This is a genomic window from Citrobacter freundii complex sp. CFNIH4 (assembly GCF_002934505.1).
Taxonomy (GTDB): Bacteria; Pseudomonadota; Gammaproteobacteria; order Enterobacterales; family Enterobacteriaceae; genus Citrobacter; species Citrobacter freundii.
In genome coordinates this window covers 164,297-181,162 of the sequence record NZ_CP026234.1, presented here as the reverse complement: position 1 = coordinate 181,162, position 16,866 = coordinate 164,297, and the positions used below count along the sequence as shown (strand labels likewise).

The following is a 16,866-nucleotide window of genomic DNA, read 5'->3' as shown; positions in this document are numbered from 1 at the left end:
TGAACATTACAGACCAATTAGCACTTTGTCACCGGGGAAAGATGTAAAGATTATGTATAAATAGATTGGCTTAGAAGTGACATTTCAACTTTGGAGAAACAGGTGACATTTTAAACTTGCTTTAACAAAATTTTGGGACTGACCGAAACAAAAAGGCCAGCCCCGGAGGGCTGGCTATTCAGTACAGGGCAATGACAGGTTTCTTGATGCCGCAGGCGTGAGCGTAGCGGGTCAGTGTGTCGATGCTGGCTTTGGTGATGTTGTTTTCCAGGCGAGAAATAACCGGAGGTGTAACCCCCATGCGTTCAGCAACCTGCGCTTTTGTCAGGTTGTCATGCTTGCGCCATTCAGCAAGCAGCTCCCTGAGCTTTTCCTTACGTTCTTCTTCCTGCCATGCAGCGCGATATTCATCGTCCTGCATCCACTCGTTATGCAGTTCTTTATGGCTTACCAGTTTCATTAAGTACCTCCGCTAACCGCTTTTTGGCGAGATCGATTTCTTTCGCTGGCGTTTTCTGTGACTTCTTGATGAAAACACGGAGCATGATGATGGTATTGCCTTTGTGGTATACCCAGATTCCCCTGGCTATGTCCGTCCCCATCGTGCGGATCTCAAAAAGTCCATCGCCCAGGGGCTTCGTGTCCGGCTCCCGCAGTAATCGGGCGTCATACTCCAGTTTGCCGATGAGACGGTCAAACTTCACCCTGATTTTTACGGGTAATGCTGTGGCTTCTTCCCTGGCTTCCGGGTGATAAACAACGCTAAACATGTGACCTCCCATTTCTATTAATATTAACCTATAGGCTAATTTCAGACAAGGTAGAATTAACCTATAAGCTAATTTTGTTGGCAGTTATCGTGGCTACCCGGTCACTACCCTGTTAGCGTGAGTTTTCGTTCCACTGAGGAACGGGGATTTATGCGCGTTAGCGCATGTAAGGCGGCAGGATGAAATGACAGGTAGCACCGAGGGTTAGCCGCCGATACCAGTGAGGGATCGAAAGGGATCGCCTATCCATCCCTTCACCCTGCAAAGCCATATTCCGCTAAAAGCGGCTCAGAGGCTTTTGTGCGCGGTCGGAGTGGTCACAACAAGGCCGAAGCCGCAGTTGGGGCGTATCTCCGCGTTAGCGGGTCGTAAGAGCCGCTTACGAGCGTGTAATCTAATTCTTCAGCGATATTTGCTGACGTATCCGGCGTGGCCGGATTTGTCCAATCCCTCGATGGCTAACAGGCGAGCTGTTAGCCATCGAGGGATTCCGTTCTGAATGCCCCGCGCTTTAGCGTGGGGAGCTACTTTTGAGGCGCTCGCGCCGATGCTGTTCGGTTATCCACTTTTTAAAGGGGATAACAGCAATGTCTTTTATTTTTTGGTTTATCTTTTAATACGTAAGTAATTAAAAGATAAACCAAAAGAGTATTTGCGCCATCTCGTTTGCACTTCATTATCACTTACCCACAAGCTATACAGCAGTTGTGGTGGGTCTACGCCGGAACCGCCGAAAAATCCGTCATTCCTGTAGGCGGGATGGGTTGGATTTCGAAAATTATTGTACTATAAGGGCTTCCCCGGCGTGTCAACGCCGGTGTTTATGGTTTCTGTCTGCTCTTCAGTAAAAATAAAGGGGAGAGACTGCGGTACTATAAACGGCCATGATGAATCGTCATCGATTCGGACCCTGATGAAAGACGCGCGTGAGGTTCTTGTTCGTTAAGCGGATACGTATATCCTGTACAATAGCCAGATAGGCCTCACGGGGTCTAACCCTTTATCATCAACGAATTGCAGGTCAGATGGTTATTTTGTTTCGTGCTTTAGCTGGCTGAGTACAGCCTGAAATCATCACCGTAATGCAATGATGCCCAGCACAGCCTTGCGTTTTTGGCGGCGATGGCTACAACGGCACGCCAGTATCCTCTGCGATCGACCAGTGAACAGACCCAACGACTGAATAAATCAGTCCTTTTCTCGGCACCAATCAGAACCGAACGAGCCCCCTGAACCAGTAGCGTTCGCAGATACGAATCGCCAGCTTTAGTTATCCTGCCAAGCTTTGATTTCCCACCACTGCTGTACTGCGATGGCGTTAGTCCCAGCCAGGCTGCCAGTTGTCGCCCATTTTTAAAATCGTGTGCATTACCGATACTGGCGACCAGCGCACAGGCCGTTGTGGGACCAATCCCTTTCAGTTCCATCAATCGCTGGCTGCGGTGATCTGTTTTTGCCATGCGGGACAAAATCCGGTCATATTCAGTAATATTATCTTCAATACGATCAATGTGTTCCAGCAGGTCATTAACACATTGTTGAACCTGAAGTGGCAAAGAACTCTTCTGCTCAGAAACCATGTGACGCAGGGCATCTGTACTTTGTGGGGCGATGACACCGAATTCCGATATCAAACCTCTCAATCGGTTATATGTTGCTGTTTTCTCTTCGATAAAACCCTGTCTGATACGGTGTAGGCATTGCATCGCCTGCTGGCTCTCATCCTTCACTGGTACAAACCGCATATGCGGGCGACGAACTGCTTCACAGATAGCCTGAGCATCAGCTGCATCATTTTTGCCTGATTTACCGGCCATGCGGTAAGGAGATACAAATTTAGCAGCCATCAGCCGTGGTTCATGACCATATTGCCGAAACAACCTTGCCCAGTAGTGAGCCCCGGAGCATGCCTCCATCCCGATAACACAGGGAGGTAAACTGGCAATCAGCTCAGGAAGGGCAGCACGCGATACTTTGGGTTTAACCAGAACAGTTTTACCGTGTTGGTCAACGCAGTGAACAGCGAACACATTTTTAGCAAGATCGATACCGACAGTCGTGATGGTCATAACGAATCCCTCCGGGGCTATGTTTACCCCATGATTGCACAAGAGTTAATCAGGCGCATATCCAGGGGAAGTCCCTTCCATTCGTTAAGGCTGTTTTTTGTACTGAGGTTTATTGCAGACGTGCAGAATCCCCGCCAGCTAAGGCGGTAGTGGGGTTCGAGGTCCAATGATGTAAAAAACCACGCTAAGAGGTTAATTCATTGTTTGTATTCAAATTTAATGGTCTTAACTCGCCCTTCAGAATATCTTCCGGTAACGAAAACGTATAATGTCCCAGCATATTTATATGGCCATGTATCAGCGGCGATAATCTTGCCAGATGCTCCTCTTCAGGTGTTTCCCCCGATTTGCGAAGATGTGACAACGCCTCCTGCATGTAAAGTGTATTCCACAGCACAACCGCATTGGTCACCAGACCCAGAGCACCGAGTTGATCTTCCTGCCCTTCACGGTAGCGTTTTCTAATCTCACCACGTTGTCCGTAGCAAATGGCTCGAGCCACTGCATGGCGTCCTTCTCCCCGGTTGAGCTGAGTGAGGATCCGACGCCGGTAATCCTCATCATCGATATAGTTGAGAAGATACAACGTCTTGTTGACCCGGCCCACTTCCATAATCGCCTGAGCCAGACCAGATGGTCGGCTACTTCTCAACAGTGAACGAATAAGCTCTGATGCATGGATGGTCCCAAGCTTCAGTGAGCCCGCCATTCGCATCATTTCATCCCATTGGGATTCTATTTTTGACAGTTCAACACATCCCCGGGCCAGCTCATTCAGGGCACCATAATGTGCCGTTTTATCTGCCCGCCAGAATATCGCCCCGCCTGCATCGGCCAGACGAGGGGAAAACTGGTAGCCCAGTAACCAGAACAGGCCAAAAATGATATCGCTGGATCCTGCCGTGTCCGTCATAATTTCTACCGGATTCAGCCCGGTCTGCTGCTCCAGAAGCCCTTCCAGTACAAAGATGGAATCACGAAGCGTCCCGGGAACTACAATGCCATGGAAACCGGAGTATTGATCGGAGACGAAGTTGTACCAGGTGATACCGCGTCCTGAACCAAAGTATTTACGATTTGGTCCGGAATTAACCGTTTTAACCGGTGTGACAAAACGCATACCATCTGCGGAGGCAACCTCACCACCTCCCCAGTACCCCGCGAGCGGCAGCGTGGACTGAAAATCAACCAGCCGTGCATTAGCGGTGACCAGCGTTTCTGCCCTGAGATAATTTTGTTTAACCCAGCTCAGACGATGGCGAGTAAGCGCGGGAATATTATGCTTTATCAGGGGTTCATGCCCTATATTGCAGGCTTCTGCCAGCAGTGTTGCGCACAGACTGACCTGGAGATCCTGCGCCCGAGCACCTGATTCACTGACGTGGCTGAATTCGCGGGTAAAACCGGTTCGGGCATCTATTTCAAGCAACAGCTCCGTCAGATCAACCGGAGGGATCAATTCTCTTACCCGACGATTCAATTGTATCAGTGCCGGTGGCTCATCCAGTTTATCCAGACTGCTAATCGTCAGTGAGGGATGCTTACCTTCATTGCTTATGCTGACCGCTGCGTTGCAGGCAAAACGTGAAGCCACTGATTTCCATGTGTCATCAAGCCGCGTAGCCAGTTGTTCTGCTGCTTTAGTTCCGTCTGATGGATGACCCAGCGCCCGACATACCGGGATGCGTTGTGCCTGCCATTCAGCTCCCTGAAGCAATTTTTGACGCGGGTCCCCCCACCGATCACTGTTCTCCAGCCAGAGATCACGACGGCGCAAAGAATCTTGAAGGCGCTCGAGAAGACACAGCGAGTAACCCGCTCGTAGAATCCTACCATCTCTGTCGTAGACCAGACGTTTCCATGGGCCGGAAATGATTTGCTCTGGTGCATCGTCGAGAATTCGCTTTTTTGAGCCACTCAGTTCGGCCAGATAATGGATTGCTGACAACGTGAGCTCCCCGGCCGGGGCGGCCTGAAAGTGTAAGTCACGCAACATCGCGGACAGGAAACGCTTCACCCGTCCATATTGTTCCACCATTTCATCCTGAAACTGAGTATCTTGCGGGCGCGCCAGCTCATTTACCTTGCCGACGGATTCAGCCAGTTTGTCCTTTGGTATGCGGCGAAAAATAGCCTGCCGCAGAGCTGCTTCATCGGTGTTCTCATCAAGTAATAACGTGCATGCCCGTGCCAGTAATAGCGGGGCACGATCAAGATCTTTCAGGGTCCTGAGCCGCTTTTTCTGCCCGATATTTTTTGCAGAACGCGTGATATCCAGAATAAGCATATCCAGCACATCCACGGCCTCGTCAAGCGCCGAAATTTCCTGTGCTTTCACAAACGCAGTAAGCACGGCCAGTCGCCGTTCGTCAGGCATTCTTGAAATGTATTTCACCGAAGCCATTCCGGCATAACGGGCCAAATTCCGCAGCTGGATGGCAGGCAGACCGGAGAAATTCAACCGGGAAAACTCCATGCTACGCAGTCGGGTATATCGCTCCAGGGCGTCTGTAAATGACGGCCCACTGATAGTGACAGGACCTTTTCGCATCTCCTCCAGCACCGATATACGCTGCCCTTCAGGTATTTCAAGTAAACCGTCCAGTTGTGTTTTCTGCCAGCTGTCAGGCAACAAAGCCAGCCTTCGCCATAATCGTCGACTTGCCCGTTCGCGTACTTCGCCAATCAGCCTTGTCAGAGTCGAGGCTGCGGGTAGCAGGATCTTATTTTGCAGCAACCATGCGGTAGCAAAATCAAACAGCAGACCTGGACGCTCATTGCTGAGCCAGGCGCGAGTATAGAGCAAACGCTTCAGTCTGAATGTCCAGGGGAAATCACCAAAATCATGATAATCATAATAGAGCTTGATAAGCCCCTGATGCTCCCAGCGGGTATTTTCTCTTTCAGCATACCGGGAAAGGATCTCTGGTCGGCTGATGTTCAACTGTGCCGCAATGTAAAAACGGATGAATGAGGGAATTTGAAGGGGATCAGGAAGAAACGTTCCCAGAAAGCGCGCCGTAGTCAGCTGAAGTGCAATCCCCAGCCGGTTATGTTTTCCCCGTCGCTGATTAATAAAAGCAAGGTCACGCTCATCCAGATGAAAATACCGAGCCAGCTGAACGGCACTGTTGCAAATAGTCGGTGGTGATAAACTTATCATCCCCTTTTGCTGATGGAGCTGCACATGAACCCATTCAAAGGCCGGCATTTTCAGCGTGACATCATTCTGTGGGCCGTACGCTGGTACTGCAAATACGGCATCAGTTACCGTGAGCTGCAGGAGATGCTGGCTGAACGCGGAGTGAATGTCGATCACTCCACGATTTACCGCTGGGTTCAGCGTTATGCGCCTGAAATGGAAAAACGGCTGCGCTGGTACTGGCGTAACCCTTCCGATCTTTGCCCGTGGCACATGGATGAAACCTACGTGAAGGTCAATGGCCGCTGGGCGTATCTGTACCGGGCCGTCGACAGCCGGGGCCGCACTGTCGATTTTTATCTCTCCTCCCGTCGTAACAGCAAAGCTGCATACCGGTTTCTGGGTAAAATCCTCAACAACGTGAAGAAGTGGCAGATCCCGCGATTCATCAACACGGATAAAGCGCCCGCCTATGGTCGCGCGCTTGCTCTGCTCAAACGCGAAGGCCGGTGCCCGTCTGACGTTGAACACCGACAGATTAAGTACCGGAACAACGTGATTGAATGCGATCATGGCAAACTGAAACGGATAATCGGCGCCACGCTGGGATTTAAATCCATGAAGACGGCTTACGCCACCATCAAAGGTATTGAGGTGATGCGTGCACTACGCAAAGGCCAGGCCTCAGCATTTTATTATGGTGATCCCCTGGGCGAAATGCGCCTGGTAAGCAGAGTTTTTGAAATGTAAGGCCTTTGAATAAGACAAAAGGCTGCCTCATCGCTAACTTTGCAACAGTGCCGCCAGATGTTGTCTCAGATTCAGGTTATGTCGCTCAATGCGCTGAGTGTAACGCTTGCTGATAACGTGCAGCTTTCCCTTCAGGCGGGATTCATACAGCGGCCAGCCATCCGTCATCCATACCACGACCTCAAAGGCCGACAGCAGGCTCAGAAGACGCTCCAGTGTGGCCAGAGTGCGTTCACCGAATACGTGCGCCACAACCGTCTTCCGGAGCCTGTCATACGCGTAAAACAGCCAGCGCTGGCGCGATTTAGCCCCGACGTATCCCCACTGTTCGTCCATTTCCGCGCAGACGATGACGTCACTGCCCGGCTGTATGCGCGAGGTTACCGACTGCGGCCTGAGTTTTTTAAATGGCGGAAAATCGTGTTGAGGCCAACGCCCATAATGCGGGCGGTTGCCCGGCATCCAACGCCATTCATGGCCATATCAATGATTTTCTGGTGCGTACCGGGTTGAGAAGCGGTGTAAGTGAACTGCAGTTGCCATGTTTTACGGCAGTGAGAGCAGAGATAGCGCTGATGTCCGGCGGTGCTTTTGCCGTTACGCACCACCCCGTCAGTAGCTGAACAGGAGGGACAGCTGATAGAAACAGAAGCCACTGGAGCACCTCAAAAACACCATCATACACTAAATCAGTAAGTTGGCAGCATCACCCGCAGCTCATTATGCCCCTGCTTTTGGCAACCTGGCATACTGCTTCAATATCAACTAATTCCAACAGTGGGTTAGTGGGCGTTTCGATCCAGATTAGACCTGTATTCTCTTGAATATGGCGCTCTACTGACGCCAGATCATTAAGATCGACATAACTGAATGTCGTACCTGAAGTTTGTTTACGCAGACGTTCAAACAACCGATAAGTACCGCCATAGACCCCTTTCATTACTAATACATGGGAATCCTTAGGTAGCAATTCCAATATAAGTGCAGTTGCTGCCATACCGGAAGCGGTTGCCGTAGCATAGATACCTCCTTCCAACTCAGCCAAGGCGGTTTCATATGCATATCTTGTCGGGTTACTGCAACGGGAATAACAAAACTCCCCTTCTTCGCCTAAATTTGGCTGAATGAAGGAACTGGCGGTAGTAATCGGTGGAAAAATAGCATTATTGCCCCGGTCAACTTGATCTCCGGCATGGATAACCAGAGTCGCGATCGATTTTGATTTGCTCATTATTTGTCCCTTTAAATTTTAACGATAGCCCGCCGATCATTATTAATAATGACGTTAGGCCACGCGGTTAAACCGTAATATTTATTTACGTGTCATTATACTGATAATTTCTTTATCTGTTTGCCTCATTGGCGATAACACTAATTTACATAAATTATTGATAGAACCTTCAACATCGCAGGAAACAATGCCATCACGCTCCCCTGCAACACTATTTTGTTGCGCCATCAACACCGACTTAAATGCACAGGCGGTAGCGGTAGACACTTTCATGGCACAACTATTTGATGCACCATCGCAAATAATGCCACTAATATCACTGATCATATTACTGACCGCGTAGGAGATAGTTTGAAAATCTTGGGTCAATAACCAACTCATACCTGCCGCCGCCCCCATTGCTGCCGTTGACGCCGCACACAATGCAGACAATCGGGTATAACGCATATGAATTGAGATTGCGGCTAGATGGGCCAACGCTAATGCCCGGGCCAGTGTTTCATCATCTGTATTAAGATGTCGGGCAAGTGTCACTACCGGCATTGTCACGGTAATCCCCTGATTACCAGAGCCATAATTTGACATCGCGGGTAAGGGTGCGCCGCCCATACGGGCATCTGATGCCGCAGTGGTGTTGATCAACATTTGACTCAGTAAGTCAGTGCTGATAAAGCCATTTTTTCTGGCTTGCGACAACGCGCCACTCACGTTCAAACCATAGTTCTTCCTTTGCCCCTCGTCAGAAAGCGCGGTATTAATCTCAGCACTTTTCAGCATAAACATGATGTCTTTAGCGGCGACATCGGTTACAAATTTAAATGCGTCGTTAAGGGAAAATTCGGGTAGTACCCCACTATCATTGGCGGCAATTAGGTCTCGGACTAATATTTGCTTTATATTATTAATATAAACTTCAGTGACATTAGTATGGCTACCTTGAATCACTACCCGGCACTGATCACTAAGACTATATAGCGTAATATCGGGTGATGCTGCCAACTTACTGATTTAGTGTATGATGGTGTTTTTGAGGTGCTCCAGTGGCTTCTGTTTCTATCAGCTGTCCCTCCTGTTCAGCTACTGACGGGGTGGTGCGTAACGGCAAAAGCACTGCCGGACATCAGCGCTATCTCTGCTCTCACTGCCGTAAAACATGGCAACTGCAGTTCACTTACACCGCTTCTCAACCCGGTACGCACCAGAAAATCATTGATATGGCCATGAATGGCGTTGGATGCCGGGCAACCGCCCGCATTATGGGCGTTGGCCTCAACACGATTTTACGTCACTTAAAAAACTCAGGCCGCAGTCGGTAACCTCGCGCATACAGCCGGGCAGTGACGTCATCGTCTGCGCGGAAATGGACGAACAGTGGGGCTACGTCGGTGCTAAATCACGTCAGCGCTGGCTGTTTTACGCGTATGACAGGATACGGAGGACGGTTGTGGCGCACGTCTTCGGTGAACGCACTCTGGCCACACTGGAGCGTCTTCTGAGCCTGCTGTCGGCCTTTGAGGTCGTGGTATGGATGACGGATGGCTGGCCGCTGTATGAATCCCGCCTGAAGGGAAAGCTGCACGTAATCAGCAAGCGTTACACTCAGCGCATTGAGCGACATAACCTGAATCTGAGACAACATCTGGCAAGGCTGGGACGGAAGTCACTGTCGTTCTCAAAATCGGTGGAGCTGCATGACAAGGTCATCGGGCATTATCTGAACATAAAACACTATCAGTAAGTTGGAGTCATTACCTAATATCGATAAAAATAAAATCCGTAGCATCTACTGCGTTTAGACACACGTTACCTGATTCATTAAATATATAGGCTTCGGTAATTTGTGTCGCAGTAATATCTTTTAATACTTCTAAATCGGCATCCGCGTTACCACCAATAGCCCCTATTGCCGCCGCAAGAGTGACTCCGCAATAGCTTGTTCCCGGAATAGTGACTCCCATCGCATTTTTATACAGATTCTCCGATATATTCCCCGTTATTTTTAATATCGGTGCGTTGAGATATTTAGCAGCCACTGCGGCAGCATACGCAATAGCAATAGGCTCAGTACAACCTAATGAAAGTTTCACTTCCTTTTTCAACCAATCGAGTAATTGTTGATGTGTTATTTTTTGCATTTGAAGTAATTAATCAGTGATTTGGATTATTTTTATCTTAGGGTTTTACGGGGAGAAATACTTTTCCTATTTTCTTGTTGTTTTTAATGCTTGGAGAATATTGTTCTCTTTAACAAAAAAGATAACCACAGAACAATTTAAATAAAAACATATTAAAAACAATGAAATAGATAACTCAAACACCATTAATCCCTTACTCAATGAGATACTAATCACAAAACAATAAAGAGAATATTTTCCCCTTAGACGCAATTATTCGCCTTGAATCATTAAACTAGACGATAAAAAAGGCGAGTTAGCTACTGCCAACTCGCCTCAGATAAAACCAACCGGTGCTGGTTTAGATATCAACCCTGCGCAGGGGATTGCTGCATCGTCCAGTTGAGCACTTGAGTGGCTAACTGGTCACTGGCCAGGCCAAAGGCCTGAACCACCTCGTTCATCTCGTTACCTTTTATCGGTTGGCGAATGTCAAACTGGCGAGTCGCAATAATCCTACGATCTGAAATTCTTACCAGCCGAGCATCAAAACGGATCAGCACTTCGCTGCTACCAACATGGTATACCCCTTGGAACGCGGACAGATCACCACTCAACTCCACATCAGCCTGCAAGCTATCATCGTCGCTACTGACTGCACGGATTCGCCCATCGCTACGGAACGCCTGAATAAGACGATTGCGCACCAAAATCGGCGCCGAATCACTCCAACGGGAGTTTTTATAAACCGCAATCTCCTGGCCCTGAGGCTGCACCGCTATGCGTGAGCTATTAAGAAACTGGTTCGTCGCCGGTTGTGAAACCCGTAATGACCAGTTTACTGTCTGCGCGTGTGGCACACTGACTGCAGGTGGCACCGGCAGAAGATAAACTTGTGATACAGGGGCCGAAGGTAAAATGGTGCAGGCAGAGAGCAGTATCGCCCCCCCGGATATCATCAATAGCCACACGCGGCGGCCTGCATAGCGCATCACATTAAAAGAGAGCATTAAGGCGTAAACTCCTGTGTTCTTTCACGGCCGCGCAACAAGGCCGCTGGGTTTTCTTCCAAACGAGAAACGGCGGCACGTAATGTCGCTAATGTTCTGCGCAGCTCATCTACTGCCGGCCCCAGCTCATTCATCCCTTGCATCCCGTTATTGAGTGAGGTTTTATTTTCACTCACCAATTTATTGAGGATGGTACTGGTATTTTGCAACGATGCCATGGTTTTGGCGGCATCACTGACCAGTTGTTTCCCCTGCCCATCCATTAAGCCGTTAGCATTACGCAGCAGGCGATTGGTTTGAGTCAGTGTCTCATTAGCCTGTTTACTGGCCTGCGCCAACTGCTGCAACAGGGTACGGAGATCACCACGTTGATCAGCCACAGTTTGGGTGACCAGCGCGAGATTATCCAGTGTCGTTACTAGGCGCTGCTGGTTATCCGGTGCCAGCAACTGGTTCAAACGCACCAACACTTCATTCGCATTGGTCATGAAATTCTCACCGTTAGCCAGTAACTGGCTCATCGGCGAAGGGGTAGCAATAATGATAGGAACCTCGTCATCTTTGCCCTCCAGCAACGGGCTGGTCTGGCTGCCACTGCTGAATTGAATATTTGAGGTGCCGGTAATACCCGCGACGGTGAGACGAGCTTGGGTATCTTCGCGTATCGGAGTAGATGCAGAAACGCGAATACGTGCCCAAACCTTATTCGGATTGTCTCGGTCCAGGCGTAATTGCGTCACCTCACCGACTCGAATCCCGCTGTACTGAACGGTGCTACCCTGTGACAGGCCACTCACAGGCTCATTGAAAACGATATCGTACAATCTGAACTGGCGATCAGAACCGGAATTTGTCAGCCATAGGCAAAACAGCAGCGCGGCACTCACCACAATAAGAGTGAACAAACCAATAACGACATGATGAGCACGGGTTTCCATATTACAACCTCTCTCCACTGTTAATTGCCGCTGCCTGATAAGCAGCCCGGCCACGTGGGCCATGAAAATACGCCTGAATCCAGCCATCATCAGTCGCTGCAACTTTATCCAGAGTATCAACCACCAGCACTTTTTTCTGCGAAAGCACCGCCACACGATCACACAGTGTATACAGCGTATCCAGATCGTGGGTCACCAAGAATACCGTTAGATTGAGGGCATCCCGCAGGGTGCGGATCAAACTGTCAAACGCCGCCGCACCAATGGGATCAAGACCCGCAGTCGGTTCATCAAGAAACAGAATATCCGGGTCCAGTGCTAAGGCACGGGCTAGCGCAACACGCTTGACCATACCACCCGACAGAGATGCTGGATACTTACTGCCAGTGCCCGGCGGTAGCCCAGCCAGTGCCAGTTTAACCTGAGCCAATCGCTCAGCCTCAGACCGGGGTAATCCGGCGTTTTCTATTAATGGTAATGCCACGTTCTCGGTCACGGTTAGAGAACTGAACAGTGCGCCTCGTTGAAATAATACGCCGAATCGGCGCTCGACCATGGCGCGGGATTGACCTGACAGTGCCATTAAATCCTTGCCAAAAACATGAATTTTCCCGTCAGTCGGACGACGTAACCCAACAATACTGCGTAACAGAACAGATTTACCGGTACCCGAGCCACCAACCACGCCAAGAACTTCGCCGCGCTTAACATCAAGATTCAACCCTTGATGCACGCACTGTACGCCAAAGCAGTTAACCAGATCGCGAATTTGAATGATTGCATCTTGCGTCATTTGGCTCACCACCCCATTTCCATGAAAAATAGCGCTGCCACGGCATCAAGCAAAATCACCACAAAGATCGAATGCACCACACTGGTGGTGGTATGAACCCCGACTGATTCAGCACTACCGGTTACTTTGAACCCCTCCAGACAGCCAATAATAGCAATCAGGAAAGCAAAAATAGGGGCTTTACTTATTCCCACCAGAAAATGCTGCAACCCATTACTGTTTTGCATAATCGACAAAAACATAGTGGGAGAGATATCCAGTGTTAAGGCACACACCACCATGCCACCGAAAATACCGCAAACCATGCCAATAAAGGTTAGCATCGGCAGAGAGATCAATAGTGCCAAGACGCGCGGTAGCACCAACAGTTCGACCGGATTCAAGCCCAGTGTTTGGATAGCATCAATCTCTTCATTGGCTTTCATCAAGCCAATTTCAGCGGTAAAAGCACTGGCTGTTCGCCCTGCCATCAGGATCGCGGTAAGCAGTACCGCAAATTCACGTAGAAAAGAAAATACCACCAAATCGACGGTAAAAATGCCCGCGCCGAAAGTAGTGAGTACGGTTGCACCGAGAAAGGCGATAACTGCCCCCACCAAAAAGGTGAGCAACATAATGATCGGCACAGCATTGAGGCCAATCTGTTGAATATTGGCAATTAATGAGGTAATGCGCCAGCGGGAGGGGCGAAAAAGTGTTCCCAGCAAGGTTTCCAGCGCCAGACCAATAAAGCCCAATAGTGACTTAATATCTTGCCATAAGTTATCTACCGAACGGCCGGTATTAGCCAGCATCTCAAGCCAAAACCGTGTGGGTTTTTCAGACAACTCAGGGGTTAAGTCAGGCAATACATGGCTTACCGTTTCAAGTAATATCCTCCGCTCTTCTGGCAATTTAGGCGCAAGTTCGCGTAAATTTGCTACACGGTCCTCACCCAGAAGCAGAGCTAACAACGTTGCACCGGCGGTATCTAACGCCCCCAGTTGGTTGAGATCAAATACCCCCCCACTGGGCATATTAGCGCGCAATTGCGCAACGCGCGGCTCCAAAACGCAGTAATGCGCCAACACCCAGTCCCCCCGGATATAAACTCTGGGGGGCTGAGCCGCGCTATCGAGATCAAGTTGTGCGGGGGACGTTTGCTCAGTCATTGCTCAGACCTTACCTATTTCAAACTCTAATGTTTCAAACCCTAAATAGGTATATCACACAGTTAAGTAAGAGTAATGACTGTTTAATTAATGAAGTGTTAACCACACCCTAATCAGTGAGGTGTGGCACGCTGTTTGCCCAATTGCCGTATTTTCCTCTCTGGCAGGGTAAACCAAACGACTACCGCCAGCAGAATTAACAGTACGCTGGCAGTACCTAATACCAGACTATGTGAGGCAGAAAAGGCCAGTTTGGCGCTGCTCAGTAGATGCTCGTCCCCACCAAGGCTATTGACCACCTGAATGGTTTCACTGATAGAAGCACTGGCCTGTGTAACCAGATCAGCGGGTAAATCTGCCGGCACTGTTGCAAATAGTCGGTGGTGATAAACTTATCATCCCCTTTTGCTGATGGAGCTGCACATGAACCCATTCAAAGGCCGGCATTTTCAGCGTGACATCATTCTGTGGGCCGTACGCTGGTACTGCAAATACGGCATCAGTTACCGTGAGCTGCAGGAGATGCTGGCTGAACGCGGAGTGAATGTCGATCACTCCACGATTTACCGCTGGGTTCAGCGTTATGCGCCTGAAATGGAAAAACGGCTGCGCTGGTACTGGCGTAACCCTTCCGATCTTTGCCCGTGGCACATGGATGAAACCTACGTGAAGGTCAATGGCCGCTGGGCGTATCTGTACCGGGCCGTCGACAGCCGGGGCCGCACTGTCGATTTTTATCTCTCCTCCCGTCGTAACAGCAAAGCTGCATACCGGTTTCTGGGTAAAATCCTCAACAACGTGAAGAAGTGGCAGATCCCGCGATTCATCAACACGGATAAAGCGCCCGCCTATGGTCGCGCGCTTGCTCTGCTCAAACGCGAAGGCCGGTGCCTGTCTGACGTTGAACACCGACAGATTAAGTACCGGAACAACGTGATTGAATGCGATCATGGCAAACTGAAACGGATAATCGGCGCCACGCTGGGATTTAAATCCATGAAGACGGCTTACGCCACCATCAAAGGTATTGAGGTGATGCGTGCACTACGCAAAGGCCAGGCCTCAGCATTTTATTATGGTGATCCCCTGGGCGAAATGCGCCTGGTAAGCAGAGTTTTTGAAATGTAAGGCCTTTGAATAAGACAAAAGGCTGCCTCATCGCTAACTTTGCAACAGTGCCTTCCTGAATACTCCAAGCTCATTAATCAAGGTATCGTGCCTGAAAAACTAAGTACGGGGGCTATTCACTTCCACGAAACGGCAAAGAGCGACATTGCTCAAGCCTGTTGTGAGTTGTATCAGCAATCACCTGAAAATAGTCGCGTCATGGCACCGACCAAGTGACCTGCCCCCACGATTAGATACAACACTCAGTTAGTAACGTCGGAATCTTCATTCTCAGAATGACCCTTTCTCCAGCCCGCTGCAAATTCAGACGGTGTCTGATAATTCAGCGTGGAGTGCGGGCGGCATTCGTTATAATCCTGCCGCCAGTCATTAATAATTTTCCTGGCATGAACGATATCGCTGAACCAGTGCTCATTCAAACATTCATCGCGAAATCGTCCGTTAAAGCTCTCAATAAATCCGTTCTGCGTTGGCTTGCCCGGCTGGATTAAGCGCAACTCAACACCATGCTCAAAGGCCCATTGATCCAGTGCACGGCAAGTGAACTCCGGCCCCTGGTCAGTTCTTATCGTCGCCGGATAGCCTCGAAACAGTGCAATGCTGTCCAGAATACGCGTGACCTGAACGCCTGAAATCCCAAAGGCAACAGTGACCGTCAGGCATTCCTTTGTGAAATCATCGACGCAGGTAAGACACTTGATCCTGCGACCGGTGGAAAGTGCGTCCATGACGAAATCCATCGACCAGGTCAGATTGGGCGCCGCCGGACGGAGCAGCGGCAGACGTTCTGTTGCCAGCCCTTTACGACGTCTTCTGCGTTTTACGCTCAGGCCACTGAGGTGATAAAGCCGGTACACGCGCTTATGATTAACATGAAGCCCTTCACGGCGCAGCAACTGCCAAATACGACGGTAGCCAAAACGCCTGCGCTCCAGTGCCAGCTCAGTGATGCGCCCTGATAAATGCGCATCAGCAGCCGGACGGTGAGCCTCATAGCGGCAGGTCGACAGGGATAAACCTGTAAGCCTGCAGGCACGACGTTGCGACAGACCGGTCGCATCACACATCAACATCACGGCTTCCCGCTTCTGGTCTGTCGTCAGTACTTTCGCCCAAGAGCCACCTGAAGCGCCTCTTTATCCAGCATGGCTTCGGCAAGCAGCTTCTTGAGTCTGGCGTTCTCTTCCTCAAGCGACTTCAGGCGCTTAACTTCAGGCACCTCCATACCGCCATACTTCTTACGCCAGGTGTAAAACGTGGCATCGGAAATGGCATGCTTGCGGCAGAGTTCACGGGCGGGTACCCCAGCTTCGGCTTCGGCTTCGCGGAGAATACTGATGATCTGTTCGTCGGAAAAACGCTTCTTCATGGGGATGTCCTCATGTGGCTTATGAAGACATTACTAACATCGGGGTGTACTAATCAACGGGGAGCAGGTCACTATTGCCTTCTTTTATGAATTTTACTCAGAAGAAGTTAACCTTTAATCCACGCTAAATCAATTGCTTCCAAGCGTACATCATTTCGCTAAGTAAGCGCTCTAGCGGTTTCGCGCCCGCAAGACCGTGGTTAAAAACTTAATAAGAAATACTAAACGTTAAATCAGCTTATACTGTTGATGGATAGTGCAGGTGTTTGGGAGATTTATTCGTGGATTAACTAAAACCTGCAATTCAGTAACAGCCAAAGTCAATGTCCGTTTTTGGCACAAAGCCGAGATCCGACGAAGTGGTACTTTCCGTGAAAGTTGTGGTGCGATTAATTTGCAAC

Annotated in this window: 13 protein-coding genes and 4 pseudogenes; 3 read left to right on the top strand and 14 right to left on the bottom strand. The window is 49.7% G+C overall.

All coding sequences use genetic code 11. The features are described from left to right. Positions 1-178: 178 nt before the first annotated feature. The 4 genes from C2U41_RS28695 to C2U41_RS28675 all read right to left on the bottom strand — a co-directional run bounded on the left by C2U41_RS28695 (position 179) and on the right by C2U41_RS28675 (position 6,002). Positions 179-460: a helix-turn-helix domain-containing protein gene (locus C2U41_RS28695; protein ID WP_000780222.1), complete on the bottom strand. Its 282-nt coding sequence runs from the start codon at positions 458-460 to the stop codon at positions 179-181. Then, positions 441-770, bottom strand: coding sequence for a type II toxin-antitoxin system RelE/ParE family toxin (locus C2U41_RS28690; RefSeq protein ID WP_000493286.1), 330 nt, complete (start codon positions 768-770; stop codon positions 441-443). Before C2U41_RS28690 ends, C2U41_RS28695 begins: the two co-directional genes overlap by 20 nt. Positions 771-1,816: 1,046 nt before the next feature. Beyond that, a complete protein-coding gene (locus tag C2U41_RS28680) occupies positions 1,817-2,839 on the bottom strand; it encodes an IS110 family transposase (protein WP_001572362.1) in 1,023 nt (340 codons plus the stop codon). A 184-nt stretch (positions 2,840-3,023) separates the two neighbouring features. After that, positions 3,024-6,002, bottom strand: coding sequence for a Tn3 family transposase (locus C2U41_RS28675; protein WP_065366010.1), 2,979 nt, complete (start codon positions 6,000-6,002; stop codon positions 3,024-3,026). 24 nt (positions 6,003-6,026) lie between these two features. On the opposite strand from C2U41_RS28675, the gene C2U41_RS28670 reads away from it, so the two are divergent. Continuing rightward, entirely contained in the window at positions 6,027-6,731 is a 705-nt protein-coding gene (locus C2U41_RS28670; protein ID WP_001067855.1) for an IS6-like element IS26 family transposase, read from the top strand. Between the two features lie 45 nt (positions 6,732-6,776). Here the strand turns inward: C2U41_RS28670 and C2U41_RS28660 are convergent. From C2U41_RS28660 to C2U41_RS28645, 3 pseudogenes are all read right to left on the bottom strand, one after another. After that, positions 6,777-7,387: pseudogene (locus tag C2U41_RS28660) on the bottom strand (IS1 family transposase); the annotation flags it as partial. A gap of 56 nt (positions 7,388-7,443) precedes the next feature. After that, positions 7,444-7,962 (bottom strand): annotated as a pseudogene (locus tag C2U41_RS28650) (PLP-dependent transferase); the annotation flags it as partial. An 81-nt stretch (positions 7,963-8,043) separates the two neighbouring features. After that, positions 8,044-8,946 (bottom strand): annotated as a pseudogene (locus C2U41_RS28645) (L-serine ammonia-lyase, iron-sulfur-dependent, subunit alpha); the annotation flags it as partial. A gap of 56 nt (positions 8,947-9,002) precedes the next feature. Between C2U41_RS28645 and C2U41_RS28635 the strand changes: the two are divergent. Further along, a protein-coding gene (locus tag C2U41_RS28635; RefSeq protein WP_223429336.1) for an IS1 family transposase occupies positions 9,003-9,700 on the top strand; the annotation gives its coding sequence in 2 pieces (ribosomal slippage) (positions 9,003-9,252 and positions 9,252-9,700; 699 coding nt in all). Between the two features lie 105 nt (positions 9,701-9,805). On the opposite strand, the pseudogene C2U41_RS28630 reads toward C2U41_RS28635, so the two are convergent. The 6 genes and pseudogenes from C2U41_RS28630 to C2U41_RS28605 all read right to left on the bottom strand — a co-directional run. Next, a pseudogene (locus tag C2U41_RS28630) lies at positions 9,806-10,097 on the bottom strand (serine dehydratase subunit alpha family protein); the annotation flags it as partial. 347 nt (positions 10,098-10,444) lie between these two features. After that, positions 10,445-11,086, bottom strand: coding sequence for an ABC-type transport auxiliary lipoprotein family protein (locus tag C2U41_RS28625; protein ID WP_000948259.1), 642 nt, complete (start codon positions 11,084-11,086; stop codon positions 10,445-10,447). After that, a complete protein-coding gene (locus tag C2U41_RS28620) occupies positions 11,086-12,024 on the bottom strand; it encodes an MlaD family protein (RefSeq protein WP_000449980.1) in 939 nt (312 codons plus the stop codon). The genes C2U41_RS28625 and C2U41_RS28620 overlap by 1 nt, the downstream gene beginning before the upstream one ends. A 1-nt stretch (position 12,025) precedes the next feature. After that, on the bottom strand, positions 12,026-12,817 hold the full coding sequence (locus C2U41_RS28615; RefSeq protein WP_001325019.1) for an ABC transporter ATP-binding protein: 792 nt from the start codon (positions 12,815-12,817) through the stop codon (positions 12,026-12,028). 5 nt (positions 12,818-12,822) lie between these two features. Beyond that, the gene (locus C2U41_RS28610; protein ID WP_001325018.1) at positions 12,823-13,968 is read right to left on the bottom strand and encodes an MlaE family ABC transporter permease; all 1,146 of its coding nucleotides are present in this window, start codon (positions 13,966-13,968) and stop codon (positions 12,823-12,825) included. 113 nt (positions 13,969-14,081) lie between these two features. Then, positions 14,082-14,333: a hypothetical protein gene (locus C2U41_RS28605; protein WP_001515736.1), complete on the bottom strand. Its 252-nt coding sequence runs from the start codon at positions 14,331-14,333 to the stop codon at positions 14,082-14,084. Between the two features lie 58 nt (positions 14,334-14,391). Here C2U41_RS28605 and C2U41_RS28600 point away from each other — a divergent pair, with 58 nt between their 5' ends. Continuing rightward, positions 14,392-15,096 carry an IS6-like element IS26 family transposase gene (locus tag C2U41_RS28600; protein ID WP_004118358.1) on the top strand — a complete coding sequence of 235 codons (705 nt, stop codon included), beginning with the start codon at positions 14,392-14,394 and terminating at the stop codon, positions 15,094-15,096. Positions 15,097-15,338: 242 nt separating this feature from the next. On the opposite strand, the gene C2U41_RS28590 is transcribed toward C2U41_RS28600, so the two are convergent. Next, a protein-coding gene (locus C2U41_RS28590; RefSeq protein WP_085954994.1) for an IS3-like element ISSen4 family transposase occupies positions 15,339-16,465 on the bottom strand; the annotation gives its coding sequence in 2 pieces (ribosomal slippage) (positions 15,339-16,201 and positions 16,201-16,465; 1,128 coding nt in all). Positions 16,466-16,866: the final 401 nt, after the last annotated feature.

What these genes read in the sequence shown, in the direction of transcription:
- C2U41_RS28680 (WP_001572362.1), bottom strand. Translation starts at nt 2,839, where the DNA reads ATGACCATCACGACTGTCGGTATCGATCTTGCTAAAAATGTGTTCGCT.
- C2U41_RS28675 (WP_065366010.1), bottom strand. Translation starts at nt 6,002, where the DNA reads ATGATAAGTTTATCACCACCGACTATTTGCAACAGTGCCGTTCAGCTG.
- C2U41_RS28690 (WP_000493286.1), bottom strand. Translation starts at nt 770, where the DNA reads ATGTTTAGCGTTGTTTATCACCCGGAAGCCAGGGAAGAAGCCACAGCA.
- C2U41_RS28620 (WP_000449980.1), bottom strand. Translation starts at nt 12,024, where the DNA reads ATGGAAACCCGTGCTCATCATGTCGTTATTGGTTTGTTCACTCTTATT.
- C2U41_RS28610 (WP_001325018.1), bottom strand. Translation starts at nt 13,968, where the DNA reads ATGACTGAGCAAACGTCCCCCGCACAACTTGATCTCGATAGCGCGGCT.
- C2U41_RS28695 (WP_000780222.1), bottom strand. Translation starts at nt 460, where the DNA reads ATGAAACTGGTAAGCCATAAAGAACTGCATAACGAGTGGATGCAGGAC.
- C2U41_RS28600 (WP_004118358.1), top strand. Translation starts at nt 14,392, where the DNA reads ATGAACCCATTCAAAGGCCGGCATTTTCAGCGTGACATCATTCTGTGG.
- C2U41_RS28670 (WP_001067855.1), top strand. Translation starts at nt 6,027, where the DNA reads ATGAACCCATTCAAAGGCCGGCATTTTCAGCGTGACATCATTCTGTGG.
- C2U41_RS28625 (WP_000948259.1), bottom strand. Translation starts at nt 11,086, where the DNA reads ATGCTCTCTTTTAATGTGATGCGCTATGCAGGCCGCCGCGTGTGGCTA.
- C2U41_RS28615 (WP_001325019.1), bottom strand. Translation starts at nt 12,817, where the DNA reads ATGACGCAAGATGCAATCATTCAAATTCGCGATCTGGTTAACTGCTTT.